Raw genomic sequence first — 25,033 nt, 5'->3', positions numbered from 1 at the left:
ACAACGGGGGACGGGTCCGGGCGTGCGTGAGGGAGAGCGCCCGGGCCCGGTCACGTCCGCGTCAGGTACGGGTGACCTGGCCGCAGCCTTCCGAACCGGAACCGGTGAGGGGGCGGCTCCGGTCGTAGGGGTCGGTCGGCGGGCCGGTGGGCCGCGCGCCGCCGGGACCGTCGTCGTCGGGGAAGCCGGGGTGCAGGTAGCCGTCGTAGACGTCGCAGTCGGTGTTGCCGTACTCGGAGAAGTACTTCTCCACCAGGAGCTTGCCCTCGGTCACGTTCCACTTCGCCGGGTCGTTCAGGGTCAGGGTGAGCACGCGGCGGATGATCGTGCGGGCGACCGGCCCGTCGGCGTCGTCGGCCCGCACCAGCGGGTAGACGAAGGTGTAGTCCGCGTCGACCTTCACCACGCCCGGTTCGCCCGCGGCGAGCGTCATGCGGCCGCGGACCTTCACGACGTCGCCGGCCAGGCGGGTCTCGTCGGGGTCGAAGCGGGTGAAGAGCCGGAGCGGATCGTGGTCCGCGTCGGGGGCGCTCAGCGAGCGGCGCAGCTTGGGCAGCAGCTCCGGCTGCTTCGGGTCGAGCACGTCCAGCGCCTCGTCCGGCCGTTCCCCGCGCAGGACCGCGGGGTCCAGGTTGGCGGCGACCAGGAGTTCCTTGGTGCGGCGCAGCGCGAACGCCACGTCGTCCTTGCTCATGCCGGACAGCGGCTTCGCCGCCGGTACCTCGATGGCGTCGGCGCCCTCGGCCCACCGCTCGGCGGGCGAGCCGCGGAACGGGTGCTCGCGCGTGGCGCGCTCCGCCCCGGCCGCCTCCCCGGGGGCGCCGGTCGGCTGCGCCGACTCGGCCGCCAGGGTGGGCGTCGCGGAGGCGTCGTCCCCGCCGGGCAGCCGGTCCAGGACCAGGGAGGGCCGTACGGCGACGACGGCGAGCGCCGCCAGCACCACCGCGCCGGCCACCGTGCCCACCAGGCGCCAACGGCCGCGGCCGTCGCCCTTCGGGTTGCCCTGCGGGGCCCGCCAGGGCGTCGGCTCCGCCTCCTCGCGCAACCGCCGGGCCACCATCCGCGCCCGCGCCGACGGCTCCTTGGGAGCGGAGCCACCACCGCCGTCGGCGGCCTCCCGCAGGAACGCCGCCAACTGCTCGTCGGAGATCGAGGGGGCCGGTTCGTCGTCGGAACGGTCGGGAGGCGGGACGGAACTCACGGGCTCACTTTCCTGGTAGCGGTGCCGAGTGGGTACGGGCCGGGACCACCGCCGGGGCGGGGCATGCGGCGATCAATCGTGCCGCCGTGTGGAGGTGAAGTGCCGTCCCGTGCAGGATTCGTGACCAAATCCGTACACCTTCGTCCGTCCCGCGACGCGGAACCGCGTCAGCCCCGCAGATACGTCAGCACCGCCAGCACCCTGCGGTGCGTCTCGGTCGCCGGGGGCAGGTCGAGCTTGGTGAGGATGCTGCCGATGTGCTTGCCCACGGCCGCCTCGGAGACGACGAGTTGACGGGCGATCGCCGCGTTGGACCGGCCCTGCGCGATCAGGGCGAGCACCTCGCGCTCGCGCGGGCTGAGCCGCTCCAGCGGGTCCCGGCGGCGGCGCAGCAACTGGCGTACCACCTCCGGGTCGACGACCGTGCCGCCCGCCGCCACCTCGGCCAGCGCGTCGACGAACTCCTCGACCTGGCCGACGCGGTCCTTGAGCAGATAGCCGACGCCGGTGCCGTCTCCGGAGTCCAGCAGCTCGGCCGCGTAGGCCCGTTGCACGTACTGGCTGAGGACCAGCACGGGCAGGGCAGGCCGCTCCCCGCGCAGCCGCACCGCCGCGTGCAGGCCCTCGTCATGGAAGCCGGGCGGCATGCGCACGTCGGTGACGACGACGTCCGGGACGTGCTCCGCGACCGCGGCGACGAGTGCCTCCGCGTCGCCGACGGCCGCCACCACCTCGTGGCCGAAGCGGGCCAGCAGGCCGGTCAGGCCATCCCGCAGCAGCACGCTGTCCTCGGCGAGCACTACGCGAAGCGTTCGGTCCACTCGCAAGGAATCTCCACGCTCAGCAGGGTCGGTCCGCCCGGCGGGCTGGACAGGGAGAGTCTGCCATCCAGGACCGACACCCGGTCGGCGAGTCCGGTCAACCCGCTGCCCGCCGCGACGTCGGCCCCGCCCCGGCCGTCGTCGCGGACGCAGAGGAGGAGCTGCCCGTCGCGGTGGCCGCCGGTCACCTCCGCGCGGTCGGCGCCGCTGTGCCTGCCGACGTTGGCGAGGGCCTCGCAGACCACGAAGTAGGCGGCGGCCTCCACCGCCCGGGGCAGCCGTCCGGGCAGTTCCAGGGCGACGTCGACGGGCACGGCGGAGCGGTCGGCGGCGTCGGCGACCGCCGCGGGCAGGCCGTAGTCGGCGAGGACCTTGGGATGGATGCCGTGGATCAGCTCGCGCAGTTCCTCCAGGGCCCGGCCCGCCTCCCCGTGCGCCTTGGCCAGCTGGTCGGCCAGCGGACCGGGCGGCGCGTCCAGGCGGGCCAGGCCCAGAGCCATCGTCAGGGCGACCAGGCGCTGCTGGGCGCCGTCGTGCAGGTCGCGTTCGATGCGGCGCCGCTCGGCCTCGAAGGCGTCCACCAACCGGGCCCGTGAGCGGGTGAGTTCGACGACCCTGGCCTCCGGATCGCCCTCGCCCTGGGCGCCCACGAGCACCCGGGCCAGCTCGGCCCGCACGCCCGCCGCCAGGCCCAGCGCGTAGCCGCCCAGGACGAGGAGCAGCAGCCCGAGTACGGCGACGCCGGACGCGGCCGGCCAGGTGGTGACCGTCCACTGCTTGAGGACCTTCGCCTCCTCTCCCCCGCCCGCCGTGGCCATCACCAGCGGCGTGCCGGCCAGGTGGAGCGGCACCCCCAGAGCGAGGGCGACGGCCAGGGCGTCCAGCGGCCACAGGACGAGGGCGAACAGCAGCGCGTGGCCCAGCTCCCGCCAGGTCGCCCGCTCGCGCAGCCGGGTGATCAGCCAGGGCCACGGCCCGGTGGCGGGCGGCTGCCGTACCGGCCGGGCGGGAGCGGGAGCGCGGTCGATCAGGCGCAGCCGCCGCCGCTCCAGGCGGGCCAGGGGGATACCGGCGAGGGCGGTGAGCACCAGCAGCGGCAGCCCCACCAGCACCACGGTGAGGACACCCCCGACGACGAGGGCGACCGCCAGCCCCATCAGGGTCGCGGCGCCGGCCACCGCCCCGGTCACCAGGTAGGCGGTCGCCCGCCACGGCCAGGCGGACAGCAGATAGCGGCGGGCGGACAGGGCCTGCCACAGGTCGCGAGAGCGCATGCGGCTCACCGTAGGACCGCCACGGGCGGCGCGGCCATCGGCTCAGGCGGAGCAACGGAGGTAGGGCAGGCCATACCCCCGCTCTAGCCCCTGCCGCACTGCGCCGGTGCCGCCCCGCACGGTTTCGTTGGTGCACCGGGCGCCCCATCGAACAGCTCGGACATCTGGAAGTGGAGACTGATGACCAGCGACGACGCGATCCGACTGAGTTCCGTCAGCAGACGGTACGGCGCGGGCGACGGCACCGTGACCGCCCTCGACGACGTGTCCCTCTCCCTGCGCCGCGGCAGCTTCACCGCCGTCATGGGCCCCTCGGGCTCGGGCAAGTCGACACTGCTCCAGTGCGCCGCCGGACTGGACCGGCCCACGTCGGGATCGGTCGTCCTCGGCGGCACGGAGCTGACCGGGCTGAGCCAGCGGCGGCTGACCCTGCTGCGCCGGGAACGCGTCGGCTTCGTCTTCCAGGCGTTCAATTTGCTGCCGTCGCTGACGGCAGCGCAGAACGTGGCGCTCCCCCTGCGGCTGGCCGGACGCCGCCCGCCGCGGGGCCGGGTGCGCGAGGCGCTGCGCCAGGTCGGGCTGGCCGACCGCGCCCGGCACCGGCCGGCCGAGCTCTCCGGCGGCCAGCAGCAACGCGTCGCCCTGGCCCGCGCGCTGATCACCCGCCCGGAGGTGCTGTTCGCCGACGAGCCGACGGGGGCGCTGGACTCGCGCGCCGGCCGGGAGGTGCTGGCCCTGCTGCGCGCCATGGCCGACGGCGAGGGCCGGACGGTCGTCATGGTCACCCACGATCCGGTGGCCGCCTCCTACGCCGACCGCGTGCTGTTCCTCGTCGACGGCCGGGTCCACGACGAACTGACCGGCGCCGGACCGGACGGCATCGCCACCCGCATGACCCGCCTGGAGGCCGCGCCGTGCTGACCGTCGCCCTGTGCACGCTGCGCACCCGCTGGGTCACCTTCACCGGAAGCTTCGTCGCGCTGGCGCTGGGGGTCGCGCTGCTGGCCGTGACGGGCCGGGCCCTGGCGGCCTCGCTGGACTCGCCCGAGCGGGCACCGGAACGGTTCGCCGCGGCGCCGGTGGTGGTCCGGGGGCAGGACACCTTGCGGGTGCCGACGCCCTCCGGCGACCGTACGGCGGAGCAGGCGCGGGTTCGCCCCGTGCCGGCTGCGGTCGTGGCCCGGCTGGAGCGGCTCGGCACCGTCGTCGAGGACGGGTCCTTCCCGGTGCGCGTGCGGGGCGAGGGCGGGCCCGGCGGGCTGGTCGGCCACCCCTGGTCCACCGCCGCGTTCGCTCCGTACCGGCTCGACGCCGGCCGTGCGCCCCGCGCCGCCGACGAGGTCGTCGTCACCGGCGGCTGGGCCGCGCCGGGCGAGCGGCTGCGCACGGACCGGGGCACCCTGCGGGTGGTGGGGACCGTACCCGGCCTCGGCTTCGAGGACGCGGTCTTCTTCACCGACGCACGGGCCGCCGACCTCGCCCCGCTCAGCGTGCAGTTGGCGGTGGACGCGGAGGCCTCCGCGGTACGGGACGCGGTGCGGGAGGCCGTACGGGACAGGGTGCCGGACGGTGCGGGCGTCCGGGTGCTCACCGGCGCCGAGCGGCGGTACGCGGACGCCGACCCGCACCGGGACGAGGAGGCGCTGACCGCCCTCAACGCCCTGTTCGGCACGGCCGGCGGCGTCTCCGCCTTCGTGTCGGTGTTCGTCGTGTCCTCCACCTTCGCCTTCGCGGTCGCCCAGCGCCGCCGGGAGTTCGGGCTGCTGCGCACCGCGGGCGCGACGCCGGGCCAGCTGCGGCGGACGGTGCTCGCCGAGGCCGCGGTGGTCGGCGTACTCGCCTCCGGCACCGGCTGCGTGCTGGGCGCGTACGCGGCGCCGCCGCTGACCCGCCGGGTCGTCGGCGAGGGCCTCGCCCCGGCCTGGTTCACCCTCGGCGACCACACCTGGCCCTATCACCTCGCCTTCTGGACCGGGCTCCTGGTCGCCCTGTGCGGGGCGACCGCCGCCTCCTGGCGGGCCGGGCGCACCGGCCCCGTCGAAGCGCTGCGGGAAGCGGCGGCGGACGCCGGGGCGACGACCCGGGGGCGGTGGCTGTCCGGGCTGGCGCTGCTGCTGACCGCGCTGGTGACGCTGGTCCTCGCGCTCGCGTCCGACCCCGGCGACCTGCTGCACCGCAAGACCTACGTCACCCGGCCGATGCTGCTGATCACCGCGGTCGCGCTGCTCGCACCGGTCGTGGTGCGCCCGCTGACGCGGCTGCTCACCCGGCTGCCGACCCGCCTGCCGGGCGCCACGGGCCTGCTGGTCCGGGAGAACACCGCGACCGGGGTCCGCCGCACCGCGGCCCTCGCGGCGCCCGTGCTGGTCACGGTCGCGCTCACGGGCTCCTTGCTCGGCGCCGTCGCGACGCTGGACGGGGCGAAGGCCGCCGAGACCCGGGCCCGGACCACTGCGGCGTTCGTGGCCGCGGCGCCGTCCGACGCGGGCTTCGACCCGGCGACGCTGGACCGCCTGCGCGCGGTCCCCGGGGCGCGGATCTCCCCGAGCGCGGCGGGCGAGGTGTACGTCCTGGAGGACGGCGTGGCCCTCGTCCGGTCCGAAGCCCGAGCCGTCGGCGACCCCGGGGCCCTCGCGGCGACCAGCCGGCTGCCGGTGGCGGAGGGCCGGGTCGCCGACCTCGACGACCGCTCGATCATCGTGAACGAGGAGTGGCGGGAGCACACGGTCGGCCGGAGCGTGCGGGTCTGGCTCGGGGACGGCACCGAGCGGGTGCTGCGCATCGCCGCCGTGATGGACACCGGCACCGGTGACAACGGCGTCTACGTCACCGCGGCCAACGCGGCCGGCGCCCCCGTCGACCGGGTGGACGTCGCGCTCGCCGACGGCGCCGACCCGGACGCGGTCGCCGCCGGGCTGCGGGCGGCGGTCGCGCCGTCCGGCGGGCGGGTGTCGAGCGGGCACGCGTGGGCCGACGCGGCGTCCCCGGCTTCCGAGGGCGCGACGCGGGCGGGCCTCCTCCTGGTCCTCGGCATCGCGCTGCTCTACACGGGGATCTCGGTGGTCAACACCGTGCTGATGGCGGCGCCCGCCCGGGCCCGCGAGCAGGCGGTCCTGCGCCTCGCCGGGGCCACCTACGGGCAGGTGCTGCGCGTGGTGGCCGCCGAGTCCCTGACGGTGGTCGCGGTCGGCACCGTCCTGGGCCTGGCCGTCGCCGGGCTCGACCTGGCCGGGATGTGGGCGGCGCTCGCCCTTCTCTCGGTGTCCGCCCCGCCGGTAATGCCGTGGGCGGCCGCCGGCACGGTCGCGGGTGTCTGCGCGGTGCTCGCGGCCACCGCGTCGGTCGTCCCGGCCGCGATGGCGCTGCGGCGGCACGGCGGGTGACACGGCGGAACGGGCGGTGCGGCGGCAGCACGGCGCAGGCAGCGAGGGGGCGGGGGGAGGCGAACACTCGGGAAACGGCGGACAGGGAAAGCAGTGATCGAACGGACGGTCGCTCCCGGTGTGTCGCGGGGAGCGTTGGGGGGACGCGTGGTCGGGGAATCACCAGGAGCGGCGTCGGACGCGGAGCGCCCCGCCCTCACCCTTCTCGGACCGCTGCAGGCGCACGGACCCGACGGCCCGCTCCACGTGACGCCGGGACGGCAGCAGGTCATCCTCGCCGCCCTGCTCCTGCGCGCCAATCAGGTCGCCGGCACGGACCACCTGGTGGATCCCGTCTGGGGCGACGCCCCGCCGAAGACGGCTCGCGCCCAGGTGCAGATCTGCGTCTCCCGGCTGCGCACCCTCCTCGGCCGGGCGGCCCGCCCGGCGACCGTCGCGACCCGGCCCTCCGGCTACGTCCTCACCACGGAGCCCGGCAACGTGGACGCCGTACTCTTCACCGCCCTCGTGGCCGGGGCCAGACGGCTCGGCCACGAGGGCCGCCGGGAAGAGGCGGTGGCCCGGCTGCGCACGGCCGCGGCACTCTGGCGGGACGACGCCGGCGCCCCGGTGTCCCATCATCGGCCGGGCACCGTCCGCCGGACGATCACGGCGTCGACTCCGCGCCTTCACGGCCACCGCCCGGAAAGCGGCCGGCCCCGACCGCACATGACGAAAGGGCCCGTACGACCGAAGTCGTACGGGCCCTCTCAGGCATCAGCCCATGTCAGGTCGGGTCGACCGACAAGCAAGCGGAGCTTACTTGTTGATCTTGGTGACCTGGCCGGCGCCCACGGTCCGGCCACCCTCGCGGATGGCGAACTTCAGGCCCTCTTCCATGGCGACGGGCTGGATGAGCTCCACCTTCATCTCGGTGTTGTCACCCGGCATGACCATCTCGGTGCCCTCGGGGAGGGTCACGACGCCGGTCACGTCCGTCGTACGGAAGTAGAACTGCGGACGGTAGTTGTTGAAGAAGGGGGTGTGACGGCCACCCTCGTCCTTCGACAGGATGTAGGCCTGGGCCTCGAACTCGGTGTGCGGGGTGACCGAGCCCGGCTTGATGATGACCTGGCCGCGCTCGACGTCCTCGCGCTTGATGCCGCGGAGCAGCAGACCGACGTTCTCACCGGCCTGGCCCTCGTCGAGGAGCTTCCGGAACATCTCGATGCCGGTGACCGTGGTGGTGGTCTTCTCCTGCTTGATGCCGATGATGTCGACGGTCTCGTTGACCTTGAGGACACCACGCTCGATGCGGCCGGTGACGACCGTACCGCGACCGGTGATGGTGAAGACGTCCTCGATCGGCATCAGGAACGGCTTGTCGACGTCGCGCTCGGGCTCCGGGATGGCCTCGTCCACGGCCTTCATGAGCTCGAGGACCGAGTTGCCCCACTCCTTGTCGCCCTCGAGGGCCTTCAGAGCGGAGACCTTGACGACCGGAACGTCGTCGCCCGGGAACTCGTACTCGGAGAGGAGCTCACGCACCTCGAGCTCGACGAGCTCCAGGATCTCCTCGTCGTCCACCATGTCGGCCTTGTTCAGGGCGACGACGATGTACGGAACGCCGACCTGGCGGGCCAGGAGCACGTGCTCCTTGGTCTGCGGCATCGGGCCGTCGGTGGCGGCGACCACGAGGATGGCACCGTCCATCTGCGCCGCACCCGTGATCATGTTCTTGATGTAGTCCGCGTGACCGGGGCAGTCGACGTGGGCGTAGTGACGCGCCTCGGTCTGGTACTCGACGTGCGCGATCGAGATGGTGATACCGCGCTGGCGCTCTTCGGGAGCCTTGTCGATCTGGTCGAAGGCCGAGGCCTCGTTCAGGTCCGGGTACGCGTCGTGCAGCACCTTGGTAATGGCGGCCGTGAGGGTCGTCTTACCGTGGTCGATGTGACCGATGGTGCCGATGTTGACGTGCGGCTTAGTCCGCTCGAACTTCGCCTTCGCCACTGGGGTCCTCCTGTGGAGTGGTTCTGTACGCCTTACTCATCGGCGCCAGGTGATCTTTGCTGGGAAACCCGGGCCCGGGGCATTCCGCCGGATTGGCGGCGGAATGCCCCTTGCAGGCTCCGGGGTCAAGCCTAAAGCGTGTGAACGGGGTCCGTTAAACGGAGTAGCCCGTTACTCGCCCTTGGCCTTCGCGATGATCTCCTCGGCGACGTTCCGGGGAACCTCGGCGTAGGAGTCGAACTGCATCGAGTAGCTTGCGCGACCCGACGTCTTGCTGCGGAGGTCGCCGACGTAGCCGAACATCTCCGACAGGGGCACGAGGCCCTTGACGACGCGGGCGCCCGCACGCTCCTCCATGGCCTGGATCTGGCCACGGCGGGAGTTGATGTCGCCGATGACCTCACCCATGTAGTCCTCGGGCGTGGTGACCTCGACGGCCATCATCGGCTCCAGGAGCACGGGCGAAGCCTTGCGCGCGGCCTCCTTGAAGGCCTGCGAACCGGCGATCTTGAAGGCGAGCTCGGAGGAGTCGACCTCGTGGTAGCCACCGTCGATGAGCGTGACGCGGACGCCCGTCATCTCGTAGCCGGCCAGGATGCCGAACTGCATGGCCTCCTGCGCACCGGCGTCCACCGAAGGGATGTACTCCCTGGGGATGCGGCCACCGGTGACCTTGTTCACGAACTCGTACGAGGCGTCGCCGCCCTCGATCGGCTCGATCGCGATCTGCACCTTGGCGAACTGACCGGTACCACCGGTCTGCTTCTTGTGGGTGTAGTCCACGCGCTCGACGGTCTTGCGGATCGTCTCGCGGTAAGCGACCTGCGGCTTACCGACGTTGGCCTCGACCTTGAACTCGCGCTTCATCCGGTCGACCAGCACCTCGAGGTGAAGCTCGCCCATGCCGCCGATGACGGTCTGGCCGGTCTCCTCGTTGGTGTGCACCTGGAAGGAGGGGTCCTCCTCCGCGAGACGCTGGATGGCGACACCCAGCTTCTCCTGGTCGCCCTTGGACTTGGGCTCGATCGCGACCTCGATGACCGGCGCCGGGAAGTCCATGGACTCCAGGATCACCGGGTTCTTGTCGTCGGACAGCGTCTCACCGGTGGTGGTCTGCTTCAGGCCCATGACGGCGACGATGTCGCCGGCGCCCACCGACTCGATCTCCTCACGCTTGTTGGCGTGCATGCGGTAGATCTTGCCGATGCGCTCCTTCTTGCCCTTGACGGAGTTCAGCACGGCGGTGCCGGACACCAGGCGGCCCGAGTAGACCCGGACGAAGGTGAGCTTGCCGAGGTGCGGGTCGCTCATGATCTTGAACGCGAGCGCGGCCAGCGGCTCGTCCTCGGACGGCTTGCGCGAGACGACGACCTCGGGGTCCTTGACGTCGTGGCCCTCGATGGCCTCGACGTCGAGCGGGGTCGGCAGGTAGCGCACGACCGCGTCGAGCAGGGGCTGGACGCCCTTGTTCTTGAACGCGGTGCCGCAGAACACGGGGGTGACCGTGGTCTCGTCGGACTTGCCGGACGCGATGGTGATACGACGGATCGCGGCGTACAGCTGCTCCTCGGTGGGCTCCTGGCCCTCCAGGAACAGCTCCATGATCTCTTCGTCGTTCTCCGCGACGGCCTCGATCAGCTTGCCGCGGTACTCCTCGGCCAGCTCCTGGAGCTCGGCCGGCACGTCGAGGACGTCGTACATCTCGCCCTTGGCGGCCTCGGCGGAGTAGACCAGCGCCTTCATGCGGACGAGGTCCACGACGCCGTGGAAGTCGGCCTCGGCACCGATCGGGAGCTGCATGACCAGCGGCTGGGCGCCCAGACGGTCCGAGATCATCCCCACACAGCGGTGGAAGTCGGCGCCGGTACGGTCCAGCTTGTTCACGAAGCAGATGCGGGGCACGCCGTAACGGTCGGCCTGACGCCACACCGTCTCGGACTGCGGCTCGACACCGGCGACACCGTCGAACACGGTCACGGCACCGTCGAGCACACGCAGGGAACGCTCCACCTCGACGGTGAAGTCGACGTGCCCCGGGGTGTCGATGATGTTGATCGTGTAGTCGTTGTCCTCGAGCGGCCAGTGACAGGTGGTCGCAGCAGACGTGATCGTGATGCCACGCTCCTGCTCCTGCTCCATCCAGTCCATCGTGGCGGCGCCGTCGTGGACTTCACCGATCTTGTAGGAGACGCCGGTGTAGAACAGGATCCGCTCGGTGGTGGTCGTCTTGCCCGCGTCGATGTGGGCCATGATCCCGATGTTGCGGACCTTGGCCAGGTCAAGTGAAGTGGTAGCCATAAGGCTTCAGTCTTCTCTCGGTCTCGATGTGGGTAGCGACTACCAGCGGTAGTGCGCGAAGGCCTTGTTGGACTCGGCCATCTTGTGCGTGTCCTCGCGCTTCTTCACAGCGGCACCCAGGCCGTTGGAGGCGTCGAGGAGCTCGTTGAGCAGACGCTCGGTCATGGTCTTCTCGCGACGGGCGCGGGAGTAACCGACGAGCCAGCGCAGCGCCAGGGTGTTGGCACGACCGGGCTTGACCTCGATCGGCACCTGGTACGTCGCGCCACCGACACGGCGGGACTTGACCTCGAGGGTCGGCTTGATGTTCTCGAGAGCGCGCTTGAGCGTGATGACCGGGTCGTTGCCGGTCTTCTCGCGCAGACCCTCCATGGCGCCGTAGACGATGCGCTCGGCGGTGGAGCGCTTACCGTTCAGCAGCACCTTGTTGATCAGGGAGGTCACCAGAGGAGAACCGTAGACCGGGTCGATGATGACCGGGCGCTTCGGGGCGGGGCCCTTACGAGGCATTCTTACTTCTCCTTCTTGGCGCCGTAGCGGCTGCGGGCCTGCTTGCGGTTCTTCACACCCTGGGTGTCAAGCGAACCGCGGATGATCTTGTAGCGAACACCCGGCAGGTCCTTCACACGGCCGCCGCGCACGAGCACGATGGAGTGCTCCTGCAGGTTGTGCCCCTCACCCGGAATGTAAGCGGTGACCTCGATCCCGCTGGTCAGACGCACACGCGCGACCTTACGCAGGGCCGAGTTCGGCTTCTTCGGGGTGGTCGTGAACACACGCGTGCAGACGCCACGACGCTGAGGGGAACCCTCGAGTGCGGGCGTCTTGTTCTTCTCGACCTTGTCCTGCCGGCCCTTCCGGACCAGCTGCTGGATCGTAGGCACTACTTCTCCGGTTTCTGTGTGCCGAATGGTGAAGCTAACCTGGAACGCCACCGACCCACGCGGTCGGGTGTGTCGAAACCGCGAGCTCCGCCCGCGAGGCGGTAGGAGACGCGAAATACGGTGGCCACATACGGCCCCGGTGCGGTTGTAGGCACGCACGAGGCCAGGGCACACCCCAGGCACAAGGTCTGAGCGTACCTATCGCATTCGCTGCGGTCAAAACAAATGGGCGACACCGACCTCCGCGCCCGTTTCACCCGCCTTTGTCGTGATCGGCAGGGTGACGAATCAGACGGTGGGCGGTGCCGGCCGCCGCGCTCCGGCCCGTACGCGGCCCCCAGCGGCCGCGTACGGCGGTCCTACGGGCACCTACGCCGTCCCGCCGGCACGGCTGTCGCCATGCGGGCACGGCGACGCCGAAGGGCGGCCACCCCGGCTCGGGTGACCGCCCTTCGGTCGTGGCGGCCTTGTCAGGCGACCCGCCTACTGGTTGTACGGACCGTAGTCGTAGTCCTCCAGCGGAACGGCCTGGCCGGAGCCCGTGCCGAACGGCGAGTAGTCGATGTCGTCGTAGCCGACGGCCGAGTACATCGCGGCCTTGGCCTCCTCGGTCGGCTCCACCCGGATGTTGCGGTAGCGGGACAGGCCCGTACCGGCCGGGATGAGCTTACCGATGATGACGTTCTCCTTGAGGCCGATGAGGCTGTCGGACTTGGCGTTGATCGCCGCGTCCGTCAGGACCCTGGTCGTCTCCTGGAAGGAGGCGGCCGACAGCCAGGACTCCGTCGCCAGCGAGGCCTTGGTGATACCCATCAGCTGCGGACGGCCGGAGGCCGGGTGACCGCCCTCCTGGACCACACGACGGTTCTCGGTCTCGAACTTGGTCCGCTCGACCAGCTCGCCGGGCAGCAGCTCGGCGTCGCCGGACTCGATGATCGTCACGCGGCGCAGCATCTGCCGGATGATGATCTCGATGTGCTTGTCGTGGATCGACACGCCCTGCGAGTTGTAGACCTTCTGGACCTCGCCGACCAGGTGGACCTGGACGGCACGCTGACCCAGGATGCGCAGCACGTCGTGCGGGTTGGTGGCACCCACGGTGAGCTTCTGGCCCACCTCGACGTGGTCGCCCTCGCCCACCAGCAGACGGGCACGCTTCGAGATCGGGAACGCCGTCTCGTCGCTGCCGTCGTCGGGGGTGACGACGATCTTCTTGGTCTTCTCGGTCTCCTCGATCCGGACGCGGCCGGAGGCCTCGGAGATCGGGGCGACACCCTTCGGGGTACGGGCCTCGAAGAGCTCGACGACACGCGGCAGACCCTGCGTGATGTCGTCACCGGCCACACCACCGGTGTGGAAGGTGCGCATCGTCAGCTGGGTGCCGGGCTCACCGATGGACTGGGCGGCGATGATGCCGACCGCCTCACCGATGTCGACCAGCTTGCCGGTGGCCAGCGAGCGGCCGTAGCACATGGCGCACGTGCCGACCTGCGACTCACAGGTCAGGATCGAGCGGGTCTTGACCTCCTCGACGCCGTGGGCGACCAGGGCGTCGATGAGCACGTCACCGAGGTCGACGTTGGCCGGCGCGATGACCTTGCCGTCGATGACGACGTCCTCGGCGAGCATGCGGGCGTAGACGCTGGTCTCGACGTCCTCCGCCTTGCGCAGCACGCCGTCGGCGCCGCGCTCGGCGATCCGCAGCCGCAGACCGCGCTCGGTGCCGCAGTCCTCCTCGCGGATGATGACGTCCTGGGAGACGTCGACCAGACGACGCGTGAGGTAACCCGAGTCGGCGGTACGCAGAGCGGTGTCCGCCAGACCCTTACGGGCACCGTGCGTGGAGATGAAGTACTCCAGCACGGACAGGCCCTCACGGAAGGAGGCCTTGATGGGACGCGGGATCGTCTCGTTCTTCGCGTTCGACACCAGACCACGCATACCGGCGATCTGACGCATCTGCATCATGTTGCCTCGTGCGCCCGAGTTCACCATCATGAAGATCGGGTTGGTCTTCGGGAAGTTGTCGTTCATCGCCTCGGCGACCTCGTTGGTCGCCTTGGTCCAGATCGCGATGAGCTCCTGCGTGCGCTCGTCCTTGGTGATCAGACCGCGCTCGTACTGCTTCTGGACCTTCTCGTCCTGCGCCTCGTAGCCGCGGACGATCTCCTTCTTCGCCTCGGGAACGACGACGTCGGAGATGGCCACGGTGACGCCGGAACGGGTCGCCCAGAAGAAGCCGGCCGCCTTCAGGTTGTCGAGCGTCGCCGCCACGATGACCTTGGGGTAGCGCTCGGCGAGGTCGTTGACGATCTCGGAGAGCTGCTTCTTGCCGACCTCGTAGTCGACGAACGGGTAGTCCTCGGGCAGCAGCTCGTTGAAGAGCGCGCGACCCAGCGTGGTGCGCAGGGTGAAGGTGTCGCCCTGCTGCCACTCCGGCTCGCCCTCCTCGCGGGCCGGGGGCTCCCAGCCGCGGGGCGGGATGGTGCCCACCGGGAAGCGGATGTCGACCTTCGACTGGAGCGACAGGTCGCCCGCGTCGAACGCCATGATCGCCTCGGCGGCGGAACCGAAGGCACGGTTCTCACCCTTGAGGTCCCGGCCCTCGCCGTCGGTGGTGAGGAAGAACAGACCGAGGACCATGTCCTGGGTCGGCATCGTCACCGGACGGCCGTCGGCCGGCTTCAGGATGTTGTTCGAGGACAGCATCAGGATGCGGGCCTCGGCCTGCGCCTCCGCGGACAGCGGCAGGTGCACGGCCATCTGGTCACCGTCGAAGTCCGCGTTGAACGCGGTGCACACGAGCGGGTGGATCTGGATGGCCTTGCCCTCGACCAGCTGCGGCTCGAAGGCCTGGATGCCGAGGCGGTGCAGGGTGGGCGCACGGTTCAGCAGAACCGGGTGCTCCGCGATGACCTCTTCGAGCACGTCGTACACGACCGTGCGGCCGCGCTCGACCATGCGCTTGGCGCTCTTGATGTTCTGCGCGTGGTTCAGGTCGACCAGGCGCTTCATCACGAACGGCTTGAAGAGCTCCAGCGCCATGGCCTTGGGCAGGCCGCACTGGTGCAGCTTCAGCTGCGGGCCGACGACGATGACGGAACGCGCCGAGTAGTCGACTCGCTTGCCGAGCAGGTTCTGACGGAAGCGGCCCTGCTTGCCCTTGAGCATGTCGGACAGCGACTTCAGCGGACGGTTGCCGGGGCCCGTGACCGGGCGGCCGCGGCGGCCGTTGTCGAAGAGCGCGTCGACGGCCTCCTGGAGCATGCGCTTCTCGTTGTTCACGATGATCTCGGGCGCGCCGAGGTCGAGAAGCCGCTTCAGGCGGTTGTTGCGGTTGATGACACGGCGGTACAGGTCGTTCAGGTCGGAGGTCGCGAAGCGGCCACCGTCCAGCTGCACCATCGGACGCAGGTCCGGCGGGATGACCGGCACGCAGTCGAGCACCATGCCCTTGGGGCTGTTGCTGGTCTGCAGGAACGCGGAGACGACCTTGAGGCGCTTGAGCGCACGGGTCTTCTTCTGGCCCTTGCCGGTGCGGATGATCTCGCGGAGGCGCTCGGCCTCCTCGTCGAGGTCGAAGGACTCCAGGCGCTTCTGCAGCGCGGCGGCGCCCATCGAGCCGTCGAAGTAGGTGCCGAAGCGGTCGCGCAGCTCGCGGTAGAGCAGCTCGTCGCCCTCCAGGTCCTGGACCTTGAGGTTCTTGAACCGGTTCCACACCTCGTCGAGGCGGTCGATCTCGCGCTGCGCACGGTCGCGCAGCTGCTTCATCTCGCGCTCGGCACCCTCGCGCACCTTGCGGCGCACGTCGGCCTTGGCGCCCTCGGCCTCCAGCTCGGCAAGGTCCGTCTCGAGCTTCTTGGCGCGGGCCTCCAGGTCGGAGTCGCGGCGCTGCTCGATCTGCTGGCGCTCGACGGAGACGTGGGCCTCCAGCGAGGGCAGGTCGCGCGTGCGGCGCTCCTCGTCCACGAAGGTGATCATGTACGCGGCGAAGTAGATGACCTTCTCGAGGTCCTTCGGCGCCAGGTCGAGCAGGTAGCCCAGACGCGACGGGACACCCTTGAAGTACCAGATGTGGGTGACGGGAGCGGCCAGTTCGATGTGGCCCATCCGCTCACGGCGCACCTTGGCGCGAGTGACCTCGACGCCGCAGCGCTCACAGATGATGCCCTTGAAGCGGACGCGCTTGTACTTGCCGCAGTAGCACTCCCAGTCCCGGGTCGGACCGAAGATCTTCTCGCAGAAGAGTCCGTCCTTCTCGGGCTTGAGGGTGCGGTAGTTGATGGTCTCGGGCTTCTTGACCTCGCCGTGGCTCCACTGACGGATGTCGTCAGCGGTGGCCAGACCGATCCGGAGCTCGTCGAAGAAGTTGACGTCGAGCACTATGCGTCAATCCCTCTCAGGGTTGTAAGTCTGTGGTCTGAAACGGGGGTCGCGGGATCGGCGGGGCCTGTGGGTGACAGGCCCCGCCTGACTCCCGTCAGACCTCTTCGACGCTGCTCGGCTCGCGCCGCGACAGGTCGATGCCGAGCTCCTCCGCCGCGCGGAAGACGTCCTCGTCGGTGTCACGCATCTCGATGGACATGCCGTCCGAGGACAGCACCTCCACGTTGAGGCACAGGGACTGCATCTCCTTGATGAGCACCTTGAAGGACTCGGGGATGCCGGGCTCAGGGATGTTCTCGCCCTTGACGATGGCCTCGTAGACCTTCACGCGGCCGGTCACGTCGTCGGACTTGATGGTCAGCAGCTCCTGGAGGGCGTACGCGGCGCCGTAAGCCTCCAGCGCCCACACCTCCATCTCACCGAAGCGCTGGCCACCGAACTGGGCCTTACCACCCAGCGGCTGCTGGGTGATCATCGAGTACGGGCCGGTCGAGCGGGCGTGCAGCTTGTCGTCGACCAGGTGGTGGAGCTTGAGGATGTACATGTAGCCGACCGAGATCGGCTCCGGGAACGGCTCACCGCTGCGGCCGTCGAACAGCCGCGCCTTGCCGGACGGGAGCACCATGCGCTCGCCGTCGCGGTTCGGGATGGTGTGCTGGAGCAGGCCGGCCAGCTCGTCCTCGCGCGCACCGTCGAAGACCGGGGTGGCGACGTTGGTGCCGGGCTCGACCTTGTCGGCGCCGATCACCTGGAGGCGCTGCGCCCACTCCTCCGCGAGGCCGGAGACGTCCCAGCCGCGGCTGGCGAGCCAGCCGAGGTGGATCTCCAGGACCTGTCCCGGGTTCATTCGGGACGGGACACCCAGCGGGTTCAGGATGATGTCGACCGGGGTGCCGTCCTCCAGGAACGGCATGTCCTCGATCGGGTTGATCTTGGAGATGACGCCCTTGTTGCCGTGACGGCCGGCGAGCTTGTCACCGTCGGTGATCTTCCGCTTCTGCGCCACGTACACGCGCACCAGCTGGTTCACACCGGGGGGAAGCTCGTCGCCCTCCTCGCGGTCGAAGACGCGGACGCCGATGACCTTGCCGATCTCGCCGTGCGGGACCTTCAGCGAGGTGTCGCGGACCTCACGGGCCTTCTCACCGAAGATCGCACGGAGCAGGCGCTCCTCGGGGGTCAGCTCGGTCTCGCCCTTGGGCGTGACCTTGCCGACGAGGATGTCGCCGGCGACGACCTCGGCACCGATGCGGATGATGCCGCGCTCGTCGAGGTCGGCGAGGACCTCCTCGGAGACGTTCGGGATGTCCCGGGTGATCTCCTCGGGGCCGAGCTTGGTGTCACGGGCGTCGACCTCGTGCTCCTCGATGTGGATCGAGGAGAGGACGTCGTCCTGCACGAGGCGCTGCGACAGGATGATCGCGTCCTCGTAGTTGTGACCCTCCCACGGCATGAACGCGACCAGCAGGTTCTTGCCGAGCGCCATCTCGCCGTTCTCGGTGGCCGGACCGTCGGCCAGGACCTGGCCCTCGATGATCCGGTCGCCCTCGGCGACGATGACCTTCTGGTTGACCGAGGTGCCCTGGTTGGACCGGGAGAACTTGGCCAGGCGGTACGTGATGTACGTGCCGTCGTCGTTGGTCGTGGTGATGTAGTCCGCGGAGACCTCCTGGACCACACCCGCCTTCTCGGCCTTGACCACGTCACCGGCGTCGGCTGCGGAGCGGTACTCCATGCCGGTGCCGACGAGCGGGGACTCGCTCTTGATGAGCGGCACGGCCTGACGCATCATGTTCGCGCCCATGAGGGCACGGTTGGCGTCGTCGTGCTCCAGGAACGGGATCATCGCGGTCGCGACCGACACCATCTGGCGCGGCGAGACGTCCATGTAGTCGACGTCGTCACCGGGGACGTAGTCGACCTCGCCGCCACGGCGGCGGACCAGGACGCGGGCCTCGGCGAACCGCATGTCGTCGCCCAGCGCGGCGTTGGCCTGCGCGATGACGAAGCGGTCCTCCTCGTCGGCGGTCAGGTAGTCCACGTCGTCCGTGACCTGGCCGTCGACGACCTTGCGGTACGGCGTCTCGATGAAACCGAAGGGGTTGATCCGGCCGTACGAGGCGAGCGAGCCGATCAGACCGATGTTCGGGCCTTCGGGCGTCTCGATCGGGCACATGCGGCCGTAGTGCGACGGGTGCACGTCGCGGACCTCGAAGCCGGCCCGCTCACGGGAGAGACCACCCGGGCCCAGGGCGTTCAGACGGCGCTTGTGCGTCAGCCCCGACAGCGGGTTGTTCTGGTCCATGAACTGGGACAGCTGGCTGGTGCCGAAGAACTCCTTGATGGAGGCGACGACCGGCCGGATGTTGATCAGGGTCTGCGGCGTGATCGCCTCGACGTCCTGGGTGGTCATGCGCTCGCGCACGACGCGCTCCATACGGGCGAGACCCGTACGGACCTGGTTCTGGATCAGCTCGCCGACGTTGCGGATGCGGCGGTTGCCGAAGTGGTCGATGTCGTCGGTCTCGACGACGATCTCCCGGCCCGACTCGCCGACCGTCTCGGTCTCACCGGCGTGCAGCTTCACCAGGTACTTGATGGTGGCGATGACGTCGTCGGTGGTGAGGACGCCGGCGTCCAGCGGCTCGTCCGCACCGAGCTTCTTGTTCACCTTGTAGCGGCCGACCTTGGCGAGGTCGTAGCGCTTCGGGTTGAAGTAGAGGTTCTCGAGCAGCGTCTGCGCTGCCTCACGCGTGGGGGGCTCGCCCGGACGCAGCTTGCGGTAGATGTCGAGCAGCGCGTCGTCCTGGCCCTGGGTGTGGTCCTTCTCCAGGGTGGCGCGCATGGACTCGTACTCGCCGAACTCCTCGAGGATCTGCTCGGTGGTCCAGCCGAGGGCCTTGAGGAGGACGGTCACGGACTGCTTGCGCTTGCGGTCGATGCGCACACCGACCATGTCGCGCTTGTCGATCTCCATCTCCAGCCAGGCACCCCGGGACGGGATGATCTTGGCCGAGAAGATGTCCTTGTCGGACGTCTTGTCGATGGAGGAGTCGAAGTAGACGCCCGGCGAACGGACCAGCTGCGACACGACGACACGCTCGGTGCCGTTGATGACGAAGGTGCCCTTGTTGGTCATGAGCGGGAAGTCGCCCATGAAGACCGTCTGGGACTTGATCTCGCCGGTCTCGTTGTTGGTGAACTCGGCGGTGACGAAGAGCGGCGCCGCGTACGTGAAGTCGCGGTCCTTGCACTCGTCGATGCTGTTCTTCGGGGGCTCGAAGCGGTGGTCGCGGAACGTCAGCGACATCGACCCGGAGAAGTCCTCGATCGGGGAGATCTCCTCGAAGATCTCCTCCAGACCGGACTTGGTGGGGACGTCCTGACCGGACTCCAGAGCCGACTCGACGCGAGCCTTCCAGGCGTCGTTGCCGAGCAGCCAGTCGAAGCTCTCGGTTTGCAGCGCGAGAAGGTTCGGAACCTCGAGGGGCTCCTTGATCTTTGCAAAGGAGATGCGCAGCGGGGCGGTGCTGGCAGCGTTGTTCGTATTCGCGGTCGAGGCATTGCGCGAGGCGGCCAAGAGGGGGTCCTTCCGAGGGCTCGGACTCACTACGCGCGTACCGGCCCCTCTTCCGTGCACGGAGACAGGGGGTGCCTGATGTGGCTAAAGAGCCAGGTCGGGCATGCTCTGGTCGTCAGTGCTCGGGCGAGGGCAGACCCCTGGTGACGGGCAGGGGGCAGCTAACAGGCAGCGCAAAGGGTCAGTGTAGCCACTTGGCACACTGATGTCCAGTGCGGTTCTCGGGGACCGTGTTCGCTCCTCGTTGTTCTCACCACCTGTGCGGCAAGGCCTCGCCCTCAACGCACCCAGATACTGCCCTCTTCGCCGTCGATCCATGCCTCGGATTCGGATCCTTTGACGACGCCCTGAGAATTGCGCGCTGCGTGCGGTTCGTCAAGGCCCCCCTTGGCCCGAACCGGTTGTCTCCAGCGGCTCTCAGGGCCCCGGAGACGGCACGACGAAGATCACCCTACTCTTCACCGTCACACGTGCAAGGCAGCCGCCGCCGGACCCCCGGTACGCCGAAGAGCGACCACCCGGATGGATGATCGCTCTTCGGTGCTACGGCGTTACAGACCCTGACGGATCCGTCGTGCCGGTGCGGTCTTACTTGACCTCGACGGAGGCGCCGGCGCCCTTGAGGGACTCGGCGGCCTTCTCGGCGGCGTCCTTGGCGACCTTCTCGAGGACGGGCTTCGGGGCGCCGTCCACGAGGTCCTTGGCCTCCTTCAGACCCAGGGAGGTCAGCTCGCGCACGACCTTGATGACCTGGATCTTCTTGTCGCCGGCACCCGTGAGGATGACGTCGAACTCGTCCTGCTCGGCAGCGGCCTCGGCCGGAGCGGCGGCGGCGGCCGGGGCGGCGGCGACCGCGGCGGCGGCGGTGACGTCGAACTTTTCCTCGAAGGCCTTCACGAACTCGGAGAGCTCGATGAGGGTCATCTCCTCGAACTGGGCGAGCAGGTCGTCCTGGCTGAGCTTCGCCATGATGGCGGTCCTTCCACTAATTCGGCAGGTGCCGGATGTACGGGGTGTGGCGGGCGTACGTCGGGCCCGCTGCGACCCGTGCCGCGCTCAGGCGGCCCGGATCAGAAAGCGAGCCGAGTTACTCGGCACCGCCCTGCTCGTCCTGCTTGGCACGGAGCGCGTCCACGGTGCGGACGAGCTTCGAGGGAAGCGCCTGGAAGAGCTGAGCAGTCTGGGACTGCTTGCCCTTGAAGGCACCCGCCAGCTTGGAGAGCAGAACCTCGCGGGACTCGAGGTCCGCAAGCTTCTTGATCTCGTCGGCGGACATCGCCTTGCCGTCAAGGACACCGCCCTTGATGACGAGATTCGGGTTGTCCTTGGCGAAGTCGCGCAGACCCTTCGCCGACTCCACCGGGTCACCGGTGACGAAGGCGACCGCCGTCGGACCAGCGAAGAGCTGGTCGTCGAGCGTGATCCCGGCCTCGTTGGCCGCAATCTTGGTCAGCGTGTTCTTCACCACGGCGTACTGGGCGTTCTCACCGAGCGACCGGCGCAGCGTCTTGAGCTGCGCCACGGTGAGACCGCGGTACTCGGTCAGCACGGCGGCGTTGGAGCTGCGGAACTTGTCCGTCAGCTCGGCAACCGCGGCAGCCTTTTCGGGCGTCGCCATAGAGCCTCGGCCTCCTTCCGGGTGATTCGGACCGCGCGGACCCGAAGGAGGACTGGGGAAAACGAAACGCCCCGGCGCAGGCGCACGGGGCGTGGCTCGACCGTTCGCCATCCGCACGGGGCGGGGACTTCCGGGAGCTCATCCACAGTCACCTGCGCGGGTCGTCCGCAGTTCAGCGGATCCTTCGGCCACCGTGTCCTCTTTCGAACACACGGCAACGACCAGCGGTCTTTGGCTTCTGTGGAAGCGTACGTGAACGGGGCAGTGTCAAGCAAATCCGCCCCCCCCGGCGACCCGGACGGGCCGGGCGCCCCGCGCCTCAGCCCTGCTGGGCCTCCTTCATCATCTCGGCCAGGTCGGCGACCTCCCCGGCCGGCGGGGCGGTGACCTCCACCGGCTCGTTGACGCCGAGGAAGGTGAAGGTCATGTCCAGCGGGCCCTTGTCCGCGTCGGCCCGCATGCGGAACTGCTTGGTCTGGTCGTCGCCGTCGACCCACATGTCCATGGTGAGCTTGTCGACGCCCATCTTCTCGTACTGCTCAAGGCTCTTCTCGCGCTGCGCGCGGGTGGCCTCGCCCTCGTCACCGATGGACTTCTCCAGGTCGGCCAGGGTGACGGTGCCCTTGTAGTGGGTGGTCTTCACACCGTCGACGGTCTCGGTGCCGACCTTCTCGACGTCCTTGGCCCCGGTGAGGAAGGTGGACTCGGTCGCCGGGTTCTTGTCGGCCTGGGAGGCGCCGCCCAGCTGGTTCAGCTGCTCGTCGGCGCCCGTGCCGGAGAGGTCGAACTTGATCCAGCGCTTGCCGTCCAGCTCCTTGGCCGCCTCGGGACTGCCGCCGATGTACATGGCCTTGTCGACGAGCCGGATCTCCGCGGTGCCCTCGGCACCCTGGTCGAGCGCCGTCATCTTCATGCTCATCGCGAGCGTCGGCTTGATCCGCATCTTCGCCTCCGCCTCGACCCGGCCCTCCTCGGGGACCTTGCCGGTCAGGCGGTAGTGGAGGGAGTCGATGTCCTGGGAATTCTTCGCCGCCTCGGCGACGGCGGCCGCGGGCGTCATCGCCGGGGACTCGGAGGCCTTGTCCTCCTTGGCACAGCCCACCGCCCCGGCGGCGAGCAGCAGTGCGGCGAGGCCGGCGCCCACGGGCACGCGTACGGAAGTCTTCATCGGTATCCCCCCACGGGATTCAAGGAGCACACGGAGCACGAGCACACGGGAGCGCGCGGGACACAGGAGACGCACCGCTGCTCCACAGCAGTTCTCCACAACAAGGACGCGAGCGTATCCGAAACGGTTCGAACGATCTTGTGATTTCTCCCCGGCCCGGACCGGCCCCGGTCCTGGGGGGGCTACCGCGCCTGCGATGCCAGCAGCTCCTTGAAGTCCGCCGTGTCCGCGGCCGGGGGGCGTTCGGCCGAGACCCTGACGCCGTAGTCGCTGTAGTAGGCGGTCTGGGTCAGCTCCCCGGTCTTCGTGTGTCCCCGCTCGACCTTCTTGACCAGCAGGTCCCGGTCGTCGACCCAGATGTCGACGGTCTGGGGGCCGTCCCCGCCGACCGTGCCGGACCAGTGGGTGGTGCGCCGGCCGCGCGTCGTCTCCTCACCCACCTTGCGCGCGTCCCGGGCCGACAGCAGCAGTTTCACCGCCTGGTTGGGCGTGGTGTTGCGCATCTGCTCGGCGAACCCGGCGCCCGCGCCGGCGCCGAGGTCCTCCAGGTCCTCGTACACGTACTTGATCCAGTGCCTGCCGCCCACTCGGCCGGCGAACTCGTCGCCCATCTCGGCGTAGTAGGCGTCGGGCAGGTACCGGGCCTCCATCGCGGTGGTGCCGAGGCGGCGCATGGTCTCGGCGGTCGTGCCGCCCGTGTAGGTGATCGTCAGGGTGCCGGTGAGGCCGTCGTCGCGCCAGCCGAGAGCGCCCTCGGCCTCCAGGGAGAGCTCCCGGCCCATCACGGTCGTGGACTCCACCCGCGCGGACCCCGCCCGCCCGGTGGCCCGCTCGACCGACCGCAGGGCGTCCGCCGCGGGGCCGGTGGGGGCCGGGGGCCGGGACGACGGTGCGGCGGAGCCCGGTGGAGCGGAGGCGGGCGACGGAGACGCGGGCGCTTCGCCGGAGGTGCACGCGGTGCCGCACGCCAGTGCCGCCGACACCGCGACCGAGACGACCGTACGGCGTGCCTTCGTGCCCGTCATCCGCCCACCCCTTGCGCCCCGTACGGCTCCTGCGCCCCATGCGCGGGTCCGGTGCCCGCACGCTAACGCAGGGCGCCGGAAAAGGGGACGGGCCAAAAGGGACGGGCCCCGCACCTCGGAAGGTGCGGGGCCCGTGAACCGGTGGGGCGAGCTGCTCGCTCAGACCGCGGCCGGGTCCTCCTCGACGAGGAGGTTGCGGGTGCGGTTGGAGTCGAGCGGAATGCCGGGACCCATCGTGGTGCTGATGGCGGCCTTCTTGATGTAGCGGCCCTTGGCGGCGGACGGCTTCAGACGGAGGATCTCCTCCAGCGCCGCGCCGTAGTTCTCCACCAGCTTGGTGTCGTCGAACGACGTCTTGCCGATGATGAAGTGCAGGTTCGAGTGCTTGTCGACGCGGAACTCGATCTTGCCGCCCTTGATGTCGTTGACAGCCTTGGCGACGTCCGGGGTCACGGTGCCGGTCTTGGGGTTCGGCATGAGACCACGGGGACCGAGCACGCGGCCGAGGCGGCCGACCTTGCCCATGAGGTCCGGGGTGGCGACGACGGCGTCGAAGTCCAGACGCCCCTTCGACACCTCGTCGATCAGCTCGTCGGCGCCGACGATGTCGGCGCCCGCGGCACGCGCGGCCTCGGCACGGTCACCGGTCGCGAAGACCAGGACCCGGGCGGTCTTACCGGTGCCGTGCGGGAGGTTCACGGTGCCACGGACCATCTGGTCGGCCTTGCGCGGGTCGACACCCAGACGGAAGGCAACCTCGACGGTGCCGTCGAACTTGCTCGTGGAGGTCTCCTTGGCGAGGCGGACGGCCTCGAGCGGGGCGTAGAACTTGTCCCGGTCGATCTTGGCGTCCGCAGCGCGGAGAGACTTGCTGCGCTTGCTCACTACTGCTCCTGTGGCTTCTTAGGAGTCGTGGTCCGGGCCGAGCAGGCCCCGCCACTTCTGCTGCTGGAAGGTGGGGTTCAGCCCTCGACCGTGACGCCCATGGAACGGGCGGTACCGGCGATGATCTTCTCCGCCTGGTCCAGGTCGTTGGCGTTGAGGTCGGGCATCTTGGTGGTGGCGATCTCACGGACCTGGTCACGCGTGATCTTCGCGACCTTGGTCTTGTGCGGCTCGCCGGAGCCCTTCTCCACGCCCGCGGCCTTGAGGATCATCTTGGCGGCCGGCGGCGTCTTGGTGATGAAGGTGAAGGAGCGGTCCTCGTAGACCGTGATCTCCACCGGGATGACCCAACCGCGCTGCGACTCGGTCGCGGCGTTGTAGGCCTTGCAGAACTCCATGATGTTGACGCCGTGCTGACCCAGCGCGGGGCCGACCGGCGGAGCCGGGTTCGCGGCACCGGCCTGGATCTGGAGCTTGATGAGCCCCGTGACCTTCTTCTTCTTGGGAGGCATAGCTCT

17 protein-coding genes and 1 pseudogene are annotated in these 25,033 nt (G+C 69.8%); 3 read left to right on the top strand and 15 right to left on the bottom strand.

From position 1 onward, the window contains the following. Positions 1–61 precede the first annotated feature (61 nt). The 3 genes from ACIQFU_RS04000 to ACIQFU_RS03990 form a co-directional block, all read right to left on the bottom strand. Positions 62–1,201 (bottom strand): hypothetical protein, encoded by a 1,140-nt coding sequence (locus ACIQFU_RS04000; RefSeq protein WP_402548786.1) that lies wholly within the window; start codon positions 1,199–1,201, stop codon positions 62–64. 167 nt (positions 1,202–1,368) lie between these two features. After that, positions 1,369–2,001, bottom strand: coding sequence for a response regulator (locus tag ACIQFU_RS03995; protein WP_402549244.1), 633 nt, complete (start codon positions 1,999–2,001; stop codon positions 1,369–1,371). Beyond that, the gene (locus tag ACIQFU_RS03990; protein ID WP_402548784.1) at positions 2,001–3,296 is read right to left on the bottom strand and encodes a sensor domain-containing protein; all 1,296 of its coding nucleotides are present in this window, start codon (positions 3,294–3,296) and stop codon (positions 2,001–2,003) included. The genes ACIQFU_RS03995 and ACIQFU_RS03990 overlap by 1 nt, the downstream gene beginning before the upstream one ends. A 180-nt stretch (positions 3,297–3,476) precedes the next feature. Between ACIQFU_RS03990 and ACIQFU_RS03985 the strand changes: the two genes are divergently transcribed. The 3 genes and pseudogenes from ACIQFU_RS03985 to ACIQFU_RS03975 all read left to right on the top strand — a co-directional run. After that, positions 3,477–4,217: an ABC transporter ATP-binding protein gene (locus ACIQFU_RS03985; protein ID WP_402548783.1), complete on the top strand. Its 741-nt coding sequence runs from the start codon at positions 3,477–3,479 to the stop codon at positions 4,215–4,217. Further along, positions 4,211–6,679: an ABC transporter permease gene (locus ACIQFU_RS03980; protein ID WP_402548782.1), complete on the top strand. Its 2,469-nt coding sequence runs from the start codon at positions 4,211–4,213 to the stop codon at positions 6,677–6,679. Before ACIQFU_RS03985 ends, ACIQFU_RS03980 begins: the two co-directional genes overlap by 7 nt. Before the next feature lie 93 nt (positions 6,680–6,772). Next, positions 6,773–7,291 (top strand): annotated as a pseudogene (locus tag ACIQFU_RS03975) (winged helix-turn-helix domain-containing protein); the annotation flags it as partial. Positions 7,292–7,477: 186 nt separating this feature from the next. On the opposite strand, the gene tuf reads toward ACIQFU_RS03975, so the two are convergent. The 12 genes from tuf to rplK all read right to left on the bottom strand — a co-directional run bounded on the left by tuf (position 7,478) and on the right by rplK (position 25,027). Next, the gene (gene tuf / locus ACIQFU_RS03970) at positions 7,478–8,671 is read right to left on the bottom strand and encodes an elongation factor Tu (RefSeq protein WP_007443930.1); all 1,194 of its coding nucleotides are present in this window, start codon (positions 8,669–8,671) and stop codon (positions 7,478–7,480) included. A gap of 171 nt (positions 8,672–8,842) precedes the next feature. Then, positions 8,843–10,969 (bottom strand): elongation factor G, encoded by a 2,127-nt coding sequence (gene fusA / locus ACIQFU_RS03965; protein WP_153178415.1) that lies wholly within the window; start codon positions 10,967–10,969, stop codon positions 8,843–8,845. 39 nt (positions 10,970–11,008) lie between these two features. Then, complete coding sequence (rpsG, locus tag ACIQFU_RS03960) at positions 11,009–11,479, bottom strand: 30S ribosomal protein S7 (RefSeq protein WP_003974303.1); 471 nt, start codon at positions 11,477–11,479, stop codon at positions 11,009–11,011. Between the two features lie 2 nt (positions 11,480–11,481). Continuing rightward, positions 11,482–11,853 (bottom strand): 30S ribosomal protein S12, encoded by a 372-nt coding sequence (gene rpsL, locus ACIQFU_RS03955; RefSeq protein WP_003948652.1) that lies wholly within the window; start codon positions 11,851–11,853, stop codon positions 11,482–11,484. Between the two features lie 483 nt (positions 11,854–12,336). Beyond that, positions 12,337–16,236, bottom strand: coding sequence for a DNA-directed RNA polymerase subunit beta' (locus ACIQFU_RS03950; protein ID WP_402548780.1), 3,900 nt, complete (start codon positions 16,234–16,236; stop codon positions 12,337–12,339). Between the two features lie 97 nt (positions 16,237–16,333). After that, positions 16,334–19,819 carry a DNA-directed RNA polymerase subunit beta gene (gene rpoB / locus ACIQFU_RS03945; protein WP_402548779.1) on the bottom strand — a complete coding sequence of 1,162 codons (3,486 nt, stop codon included), beginning with the start codon at positions 19,817–19,819 and terminating at the stop codon, positions 16,334–16,336. Positions 19,820–20,407: 588 nt separating this feature from the next. After that, positions 20,408–20,788, bottom strand: a complete 381-nt coding sequence (gene rplL / locus ACIQFU_RS03940) for a 50S ribosomal protein L7/L12 (RefSeq protein ID WP_087807759.1) — start codon at positions 20,786–20,788, stop codon at positions 20,408–20,410. A gap of 118 nt (positions 20,789–20,906) precedes the next feature. Beyond that, a complete protein-coding gene (rplJ, locus tag ACIQFU_RS03935; protein ID WP_003974311.1) occupies positions 20,907–21,437 on the bottom strand; it encodes a 50S ribosomal protein L10 in 531 nt (176 codons plus the stop codon). A 319-nt stretch (positions 21,438–21,756) separates the two neighbouring features. Continuing rightward, on the bottom strand, positions 21,757–22,605 hold the full coding sequence (locus ACIQFU_RS03930) for a DUF1396 domain-containing protein (protein WP_402548777.1): 849 nt from the start codon (positions 22,603–22,605) through the stop codon (positions 21,757–21,759). A gap of 182 nt (positions 22,606–22,787) precedes the next feature. Further along, the gene (locus tag ACIQFU_RS03925; protein ID WP_402548775.1) at positions 22,788–23,630 is read right to left on the bottom strand and encodes a hypothetical protein; all 843 of its coding nucleotides are present in this window, start codon (positions 23,628–23,630) and stop codon (positions 22,788–22,790) included. Between the two features lie 159 nt (positions 23,631–23,789). Then, positions 23,790–24,515, bottom strand: coding sequence for a 50S ribosomal protein L1 (rplA, locus tag ACIQFU_RS03920; protein WP_402548773.1), 726 nt, complete (start codon positions 24,513–24,515; stop codon positions 23,790–23,792). 77 nt (positions 24,516–24,592) lie between these two features. Further along, positions 24,593–25,027: a 50S ribosomal protein L11 gene (gene rplK, locus ACIQFU_RS03915; RefSeq protein ID WP_003974315.1), complete on the bottom strand. Its 435-nt coding sequence runs from the start codon at positions 25,025–25,027 to the stop codon at positions 24,593–24,595. Between the last annotated feature and the right edge of the window lie 6 nt (positions 25,028–25,033).

This window comes from Streptomyces sp. NPDC093065 (assembly GCF_044754585.1).
GTDB lineage: Bacteria > Actinomycetota > Actinomycetes > Streptomycetales > Streptomycetaceae > Streptomyces.
Note: the sequence above shows the minus strand (reverse complement) of the source record. Positions and strands in the feature narration are given on the sequence as shown.

Excerpts from the sequence above, each read along its gene's own strand:
- ACIQFU_RS03990 (WP_402548784.1), bottom strand. The coding sequence starts at position 3,296 with ATGCGCTCTCGCGACCTGTGGCAGGCCCTGTCCGCCCGCCGCTATCTG.
- ACIQFU_RS03985 (WP_402548783.1), top strand. The coding sequence starts at position 3,477 with ATGACCAGCGACGACGCGATCCGACTGAGTTCCGTCAGCAGACGGTAC.
- rplJ (WP_003974311.1), bottom strand. The coding sequence starts at position 21,437 with ATGGCGACGCCCGAAAAGGCTGCCGCGGTTGCCGAGCTGACGGACAAG.
- rpsG (WP_003974303.1), bottom strand. The coding sequence starts at position 11,479 with ATGCCTCGTAAGGGCCCCGCCCCGAAGCGCCCGGTCATCATCGACCCG.
- rplK (WP_003974315.1), bottom strand. The coding sequence starts at position 25,027 with ATGCCTCCCAAGAAGAAGAAGGTCACGGGGCTCATCAAGCTCCAGATC.
- ACIQFU_RS03925 (WP_402548775.1), bottom strand. The coding sequence starts at position 23,630 with ATGACGGGCACGAAGGCACGCCGTACGGTCGTCTCGGTCGCGGTGTCG.
- ACIQFU_RS03930 (WP_402548777.1), bottom strand. The coding sequence starts at position 22,605 with ATGAAGACTTCCGTACGCGTGCCCGTGGGCGCCGGCCTCGCCGCACTG.
- rplL (WP_087807759.1), bottom strand. The coding sequence starts at position 20,788 with ATGGCGAAGCTCAGCCAGGACGACCTGCTCGCCCAGTTCGAGGAGATG.
- fusA (WP_153178415.1), bottom strand. The coding sequence starts at position 10,969 with ATGGCTACCACTTCACTTGACCTGGCCAAGGTCCGCAACATCGGGATC.